Here is a 1,452-nt window from a genome sequence, read left to right as displayed (position 1 = left end):
GAACGGGACTCTGCTGCATGACATTCATGCGGTGATCGAGGCCACGAACGCGTCCTTCGCGGAGCTCGGGCTCCAGCCGATCACGCTGGAGCGGTACCGCGAGCTGTACTGCGTACCCATCCCGCGGTTCTACGAGCGGCTGATGGGGCGGCTGCCCACCGACAGCGAATGGCAGATCATGGACGCCGTCTTCCACAAGCACTACTGGACGCGGGCGGAGACCTGCGGCCTCGCCGAAGGGGCGGCGCAGCTGCTGGCGGAGCGCCGGGCAGGCGGGCGTACGCAGTCCCTGCTGTCGCTCGCCCCGCACGAGCACCTGGTGCCGATCGTGCGCAAGCACGGCATCCAGGAGCACTTCGTACGGATAGACGGGCGCACCGACACCTCCCACGCGGGCAAGGCCGAGCGCATGGCGCGGCACCTCGCCGCCCTGGAGGGGGTCGTCGCGGCGGCCGAACGGGTCGTCGTGATCGGCGACGCCGTGGACGACGCGGTCGCCGCCGCGCACGTGGGCGCCCGCGCCGTGCTCTACACGGGCGGCTCGCACAGCCGGGGCAGCCTGGAGACCGCCGGGGTCCCCGTCGTCGACAGCCTGGCGGAGGCCGTGGTCGAGGCGGAGCGYCTGGCGGCGGCCTGACCGCCCCGGCCGACAAAGGGCCAGGGGCCCGCCGCGCCGCCGGATCGGGACCGGCGCCTTCGCCCGCAGGCGCCGGGGTCCCCGTAGAACCGCGGCAGGTCACCCGGGGCCAGGGGCCCGCCCTCGCCGCCGGATCAGGTCACCGGCGCCTTCGCCCGCAGCACCGTGAGGAACTCGCGCATCCAGCCCGAGTGGTCCGGCCAGGCGCGGGAGGAGACCAGGGTGCCGTCCACCACCGCTTCCGCGTCCTGGTAGGTCGCGCCCGCTGCCTGCATGTCCATCTCCAGGGCCGGATAGGCCGTGACGCGGCGGCCGCTCAGGCTGCCGATGGCCGCCGTCAGGAGCGGGCCGTGGCAGATCTGGGCGACCGGCTTGTCCGCGTCGAAGAAAGACTTGAGGATCTTGCGCAGCTCCGGGTCGTTGCGCAGATACTCCGGGGCCCGGCCGCCGGGGATCACCAGGGCGGCGTACTGGCCGGGATCCACCTCGGCGAAGGCGAGGTCGGCGGGCCAGGTGTAGCCGGGCTTCTCCGTGTACGTGTCGAAGCCGGGCTCGAAGTCATGGACCACGAACTGGAGCTTCTTGCGTGCGGGGGCGGCGATGTGGACGTCGTAGCCCTCCTCGCGCAGCCGCTGGTAGGGGTACAGGACCTCCAGCGACTCCGCCGCGTCACCGGTCACTATCAGGATCTTGACTGCCATCGGCGTTCGCTCCCCGAGTCCGTCGCGTCCGTCGCGCGTGTCCGTTTTCCGTCCTGCTCAACGTGCATGCCCGTGTCCGGTTTGCCAAGAGGGCGGTCAGGGGGCGGGCAGGGG

Annotated in this window: 2 protein-coding genes; one reads left to right on the top strand and one right to left on the bottom strand. The window is 72.2% G+C overall.

Translation table 11 applies throughout. The features are described from left to right. Positions 1-637 (top strand): HAD family hydrolase (locus tag AB8Z36_RS40065; protein WP_369218278.1); only part of this gene is annotated, 637 nt, incomplete at its 5' end. 134 nt (positions 638-771) lie between these two features. Here AB8Z36_RS40065 and AB8Z36_RS40060 read toward each other — a convergent pair. Then, positions 772-1,338, bottom strand: coding sequence for a DJ-1/PfpI family protein (locus tag AB8Z36_RS40060; protein ID WP_369218277.1), 567 nt, complete (start codon positions 1,336-1,338; stop codon positions 772-774). Positions 1,339-1,452: the final 114 nt, after the last annotated feature.

The organism is Streptomyces flavofungini, assembly GCF_041028215.1.
In the GTDB taxonomy this organism is placed as follows: domain Bacteria; phylum Actinomycetota; class Actinomycetes; order Streptomycetales; family Streptomycetaceae; genus Streptomyces; species Streptomyces flavofungini_B.
This window is presented reverse-complemented; position numbering and strand designations above follow the sequence as displayed.

Excerpts from the sequence above, each read along its gene's own strand:
- AB8Z36_RS40060 (WP_369218277.1), bottom strand. The coding sequence starts at position 1,338 with ATGGCAGTCAAGATCCTGATAGTGACCGGTGACGCGGCGGAGTCGCTG.